Here is a 5,474-nt window from a genome sequence, read left to right on the forward strand (position 1 = left end):
GCAGCGGTGTATAAGAGACAGGGCTCGGCCCGCTGGTCGAGCTGGTCGGCGGCGTGGACCGGCTGCTGCCCGCCGACGGTCTGGACCGGCTGGGGACTCCCGGCGGGCCGGTGGAGGTGGCGGTGAACCTGCACGGCCGGGGGCCGCGTTCGCACCGGCTGCTCGCCACCACCGGCCCGGACCGGTTGTTCGCCTTCGCCGACGCGCGGGCGGACCACGCCGACGGGCCCGGGTGGGACGAGGAGGAGCACGAGGTGGCGCGCTGGTGCCGGCTGCTGCGCTGGTACGGGATCCCGACCGACCCGACCGACCTGGACCTGCGACGGCCGGCGTCGGGGACGATGCCGACCGGCGTGACGGTGCTGCATCCGGGCTCCAAGGTGCCGGCCAAGCGCTGGCCTCCCGGGCGGTACGCGGCGGTGGCCCGGGAGCTGACCGGCCGGGGACACCGGGTGGTGCTGACCGGCGGTACGGGGGAGCGGGCCACCGCCGTACGGGTCGCGGACGAGGTCGGGTTGCCCGCCGACGCGGTGCTGGCCGGGCGGACCGACCTCGGGCAGCTCGCCGCCCTGGTCGCCGGTGCGCGGCTGGTGGTCAGCGGGGACACCGGAGTGGCGCACCTGGCCACCGGCTACCGCACCCCGTCGGTGGTGATCTTCGGTCCGGTCCCGCCCGCCCGATGGGGGCCGCCGCCGGAGCGACGACGACACCGGGTGCTCTGGGCCGGACCTGCGGCATCCCCGGGCCGGGACGGGGTAGACGGTCATCCGGCGGTCTCCGCCGTCGGGGTCGACGCGGTGCTGGCCGCCGTCGAGGAGGTGGAACGGGTGGTGCGGGCGGATCGTGCGGTTGCGGCGTAGTGATCCGGGTCGGCCGGGATACGGCCGCCGGCGACGCGGTCCGGGCTGGTCGTTCGTCGACCCGCGCGGCGAGCCGGTGCGCGACCCGGACGACCTGGCCCGGCTGCGTGCCCTGGTCATCCCGCCGGCCTGGCGCCAGGTGTGGATCTCGCCGCACCCGAACGGGCACATCCAGGCCATCGGGACCGACGCCGCCGGCCGCAAGCAGTACCTCTACCACCCGATGTGGCGGCAGCGGCAGGACGAGGCCAAGTTCGAGCACGTGCTGGAGGTGGCCCGCCGGCTGCCGGTGCTGCGCGAACGGGTCGGCCACGACCTGACCGGGCGCGGGCTGCGCCGCGAGCGGGTGCTGGCCACCGTGACCCGGCTGCTCGACATGGGCACCTTCCGGGTCGGCAGCGACCAGTACGCGGCCGGGGACGACCCGACGTTCGGCGTCGCCACCCTCCGCCCCGAACACGCCCGGTCCCGCCAGGGCTGCGTGGTCTTCGAGTTCCCGGCGAAGGGCGGCATCGAGCAGGTGCGTCGGGTCTCCGACCCGGAGCTGTGCCGGGTGCTCACCCATCTGCGTCGCAGTCGCCGGGCGGCGGACCGGTTGTTCGGCTACTGGGACGGCCGGCAGTGGCGCGACGTGCGGGCCGACGAGGTCAACGACTACCTGCGCGACGCCAGCGGCGGCGAGATGACCGCCAAGGACTTCCGCACCTGGCACGCCACCGTCCGGGCGGCCACCGAACTGGCCGTCCTCGGGCAGCCGAGGTCGGTCACCGCCCGTCGGCGCGCGGTGGCCGGCGTGATGCGCGAGGTGGCGGAGCTGCTCGGCAACACCCCGACGGTGGCCCGGACGTCCTACGTGGACCCGAGGGTGGTCGACCTGTTCCACGACGGTGTGGTGGTGCCGGTCACCCGGGACACCGACCGCGAGCAGGCCGAGCGCGCCGTGCTCGACCTGCTGGACCGGTCCTGACCGGTCACCGGCCGCCCGCCGTACGCGTCCGGATCATCGCCTCGACTCCGTCGAGCACGCGGCCGAGCCCGAACCGCCACTCGGCGTCGACGTAGTCCTCGTCGTCGTCGCCCTCGGCGATCAGTTCGTGGATCGCCGGGTACGGCCCGTCGGCGGTGAGCCGGGCCAGGTGCCGCCAGTAGTGCAGGCCCACCTGTTCGGGGGTCTGCCCGCTGCGCACCGCCGCCTCCATTAGGTCGGCGGTGGTGGTGGCCCAGCTCCGGGCGTACCCGCTGACCAGCATGATGGTGGAGACCCGCTCGGTGCCGCGTAGGCCGGTGCCGGCCAGGGCGAGGAGTCCGTACTCCAGCCAGCGGACCTGGTTGGGGTTAATCGGCGGGCCGCTGATCGGCACGTGCCGTATCCACGGCTGTCGGCGTAACGCCTCCAGGCTCCCCTCGGCCCACCGGGTCAGTGCGGGACGCCACCCCTCGTCGGGGGCACGTGGGCGCGGGGGCGGTCCGTACGCGGTGTCGACCATGAGGTCGAGCAGGTCGTGTTTGGTCGGCACGTACCGGTAGAGCGACATCGTCGACGCGCCCAGCTCGCGGGCGACGCGGCTCATCGACACCGCGCCGAGCCCCTCCGACTGGGCGACCTGGATCCCGGCGGAGACCACCTGCTCCAGACTGAGGCCACGCTTCGGGCCACGGCTCGGACGCTCGCGCAGCCCCCAGGCGAGCGCGACGTTCTCGGGCAGTTCGACCTCGGGGCCGTCGCTCACTTCCACCTCCACCGGACCGGCTTGACCCTCATCCTAACTTCTGCGTATGTTCTACGCAGATAAGCGTACGGCATACGCAGAAAGCGGAGGGTGACCCATGACGAACGGACCACCGGCGGTCGAGCTGGTCGAGCTGAGGAAGTCCTTCGGCGACCTCGTCGTCCTCGACGGGCTGACCATGCGGGTGCCGGCCGGCGGCGTACACGCGCTGCTCGGCCAGAACGGGGCCGGCAAGACCACCACCGTGCGGATCCTGGCCACGCTGACCCGGCCCGACGGGGGCAGCGCCCGGGTCGCCGGCCACGACGTGGTGCGCGACCGGCGGCGGGTCCGGCGGACGATCAGCCTCGCCGGCCAGCACGCCGCCCTGGACGACACCCAGACCGGCCTGGAGAACCTGACCATGCTGGCCCGGCTCACCGGGCTGTCCGGGTCGGCGGCCCGGAAGCGCGCCACCGACCTGTTGGAACGCTTCGCGCTGAGCGACGCGGGCGGGCGGCAGGCGATCACCTACTCCGGGGGCATGCGCCGCCGCCTGGACCTCGCCGCCAGCCTGGTCGGGCAGCCGTCCGTGGTCTTCCTCGACGAGCCCACCACCGGCCTGGACGTGCGCAGCCGGCAGGGGCTCTGGGAGGTCGTCGGCGAACTCGCCCGCACCGGGGTGACCGTGCTGCTCACCACGCAGTACCTGGAGGAGGCCGACCGACTGGCCGACCGGATCACCGTGTTGCACCAGGGCGCGATCGCCGCCGAGGGCACCGCCGACGACCTCAAGCGCCGTTTCGGCGCGCACCGGCTGGAGCTGACCTGGCACGAGGAGGCCGGCCTCCGCGCGGCGGCCGCGCTGTTGGGCGACCGGGTCACCGGCCGGGACCCCGAGTGGCTCGCCCTCTCGGTGGCCACCGACGGCAGTGCGGCACAGGTGCGCGCGCTGCTCGACGAGATCGATCCGGACCGTCACGGGGTGGCCCGGTTCGCCGTCCGGGAGGCGACCCTCGACGACGTCTTCCTCACCCTCACCGGCACTCCGGTGCCCGCGAAACGGCAGGTGGCCCATGTCTGAGCTGGCGGTACGCGGATCGCAGACGGCGGTGATGATCGGCCGTTGCGTCCGGCTGTCCCGCCGCAACGTCGACGCGTTGCTCACCTCGCTGCTGCTGCCGGTGATGCTGATGCTGGTCTTCGTCTACCTCTTCGGCGGGGCGATCGACACCGGCTCGGCGTACGTCACCTACGTGGTGCCCGGCGTGCTGCTGCTCTGCGCCGGGTTCGGTGCGGCGGGCACGGCGGTGAGTGTCACCACGGACATGACCAACGGCATGATCGAGCGGCTGCGCACCATGGACGTCGGCGCGACCTCGATCATCGGCGGTCACGTGGTGGCCAGCATCGCCCGCAACACGGTCTCCACCGTGCTGGTGCTGGCCGTCGCCGTCGCCATCGGGTTCCGGCCCGCCGTGGCACCGCTGCGGTGGCTGGCCGCCGCCGGGGTGCTGCTGCTGTTCCTGCTGGCGGTCTCCTGGCTGTCGGCGGCGTTCGGGCTGTTGGCCCGTACCCCCGAGGCGGCCAGCGGCTACACCTTCCTGGTGATGTTCCTGCCCTACCCGAGCAGTGCCTTCGTGCCGGTCGAGACGCTGCCCGGTTGGCTGCGTGGCTTCGCCGAACACCAACCCGTCACGCCGGTCATCGAGTCCCTGCGCGGGTTGCTGCTCGACCTGCCGGTCGGCACGGCGCCGGCCCGTGCGGCGGCCTGGTGCCTGGGTCTGCTGGCGGTCGCGGTGCTGCTCTCGGCGGTGCTGTTCCGTCGCCGGATCGCCTGATCCGCACGACGCGGGGGGCGACACCCGACGGGTGTCGCCCCCCGACCGTCACTGTCGCTCAGTCGTTGAGGACCTGGGCCAGCCGGTCCCGGAAGCGCCGCTCCGAGGGGCTGACCTGACTGCCGCCGAGCCCGAGGATGCCGCCGCTGGTGGCCGCCCCCACCACCTGGTCGGTGATCTCCACCAGCCAGTGCCGGTACGCGCCGGCCTCGCCCTCGTCGACCTTCTCCGCCAGCAGCGCCGCAGCGGCCTTGGCCCGGCCCAACACGTCCTCGGCGTACGCGCGCGGGTCGTCCGGCGCGATCACCGGCAACTCCTCACCGGCCTCCGGGTCGCCCACCCGGGTCACGATCTCCCCGGCCACGGCGGCCACCAACGGGCTGGCCGACTCCCGACCGGTGGAGATGGTCTCCAGCCCGGCCGCGCTCTCGGCCATCGTCGCCCGGGTGCTGTCGGACTCCGCGGCGCTCGCCGCGGTGAGCACCGCCTGCGGCAGGCCGACAAGCAACCCCCACTCCTCGTCGGAGAAACCGAAAGCGGTGTACGCCGGCTCTTCGATCACGACCGTGCCTCTCCCGTTCGTCGTCCGGATCCCGGTCACGCGCCATCCGTGCTGGCCGCGCCGGGCCCGGTATGTCCCCGCCGCCATCGCGGCGGGCTCAGGTTAGTCCAGCGTCAGCAGTCCCTGTTCGGACACCACGCTGACCGACAGCGTCTTGTACCCGACCTCCTCGAAGAGGACCGTCATCCGGTCGTCCTCGTAGCTGAGCACCAGGCCGCCGCCCCACTCCGGGTGCCGCACCTGGCTGTGCACCGGGAACGGACCCACCGCGCCGTCGTCGGCGGTGCTGGTGCCGGCGTGGCAGTTGTCGCAGTGCCCGCAGATCTGGGTCATCTGCTCGCCGAAGTACGCCAGCAGGGTCTGCCCCCGGCAGCCCGTGGTCTCGGCGAAGGCCCGCATCATGTCGGTCCGTGAGCGGGTCAGGTTCTGCTGCCGCTCGGCCTCGGCCACGGCCGCCTCGGCGGCCTCCACCGGGGTCGGCGAGTAGCGCGGCGCGCCGATC

At 73.6% G+C, this 5,474-nt stretch carries 6 protein-coding genes and 1 pseudogene; 4 read left to right on the top strand and 3 right to left on the bottom strand.

What is annotated here, in order from left to right:
* Nucleotides 1–23: 23 nt before the first annotated feature.
* Both EYA84_RS24970 and EYA84_RS24975 read left to right on the top strand, forming a co-directional pair.
* A pseudogene (locus tag EYA84_RS24970) lies at nt 24–860 on the top strand (glycosyltransferase family 9 protein); the annotation flags it as partial.
* Nucleotides 844–1,827 (top strand): DNA topoisomerase IB, encoded by a 984-nt coding sequence (locus EYA84_RS24975; protein WP_131055891.1) that lies wholly within the window; start codon nt 844–846, stop codon nt 1,825–1,827. The pseudogene EYA84_RS24970 and the gene EYA84_RS24975, both read left to right, overlap by 17 nt.
* 4 nt (nt 1,828–1,831) lie before the next feature.
* Here EYA84_RS24975 and EYA84_RS24980 read toward each other — a convergent pair whose 3' ends face one another.
* A complete protein-coding gene (locus EYA84_RS24980; protein ID WP_236145949.1) occupies nt 1,832–2,590 on the bottom strand; it encodes a TetR/AcrR family transcriptional regulator in 759 nt (252 codons plus the stop codon).
* A 97-nt stretch (nt 2,591–2,687) separates the two neighbouring features.
* On the opposite strand from EYA84_RS24980, the gene EYA84_RS24985 reads away from it, so the two are divergent.
* Nucleotides 2,688–3,653, top strand: coding sequence for an ATP-binding cassette domain-containing protein (locus EYA84_RS24985; RefSeq protein ID WP_131055893.1), 966 nt, complete (start codon nt 2,688–2,690; stop codon nt 3,651–3,653).
* Nucleotides 3,646–4,410, top strand: coding sequence for an ABC transporter permease (locus tag EYA84_RS24990; protein ID WP_131055895.1), 765 nt, complete (start codon nt 3,646–3,648; stop codon nt 4,408–4,410). Before EYA84_RS24985 ends, EYA84_RS24990 begins: the two co-directional genes overlap by 8 nt.
* A 58-nt stretch (nt 4,411–4,468) precedes the next feature.
* Here the strand turns inward: EYA84_RS24990 and EYA84_RS24995 are convergent, their stop codons facing one another.
* On the bottom strand, nt 4,469–4,972 hold the full coding sequence (locus EYA84_RS24995; protein WP_131055897.1) for a hypothetical protein: 504 nt from the start codon (nt 4,970–4,972) through the stop codon (nt 4,469–4,471).
* A 102-nt stretch (nt 4,973–5,074) separates the two neighbouring features.
* On the bottom strand, nt 5,075–5,474 hold a 400-nt coding region (locus EYA84_RS25000), incomplete at its 5' end, for a DUF3553 domain-containing protein (RefSeq protein WP_131055899.1).

The organism is Verrucosispora sp. SN26_14.1, assembly GCF_004307965.1.
In the GTDB taxonomy this organism is placed as follows: domain Bacteria; phylum Actinomycetota; class Actinomycetes; order Mycobacteriales; family Micromonosporaceae; genus Micromonospora.

What these genes read in the sequence shown, in the direction of transcription:
- EYA84_RS24985 (WP_131055893.1), top strand. Translation starts at nt 2,688, where the DNA reads ATGACGAACGGACCACCGGCGGTCGAGCTGGTCGAGCTGAGGAAGTCC.
- EYA84_RS24990 (WP_131055895.1), top strand. Translation starts at nt 3,646, where the DNA reads ATGTCTGAGCTGGCGGTACGCGGATCGCAGACGGCGGTGATGATCGGC.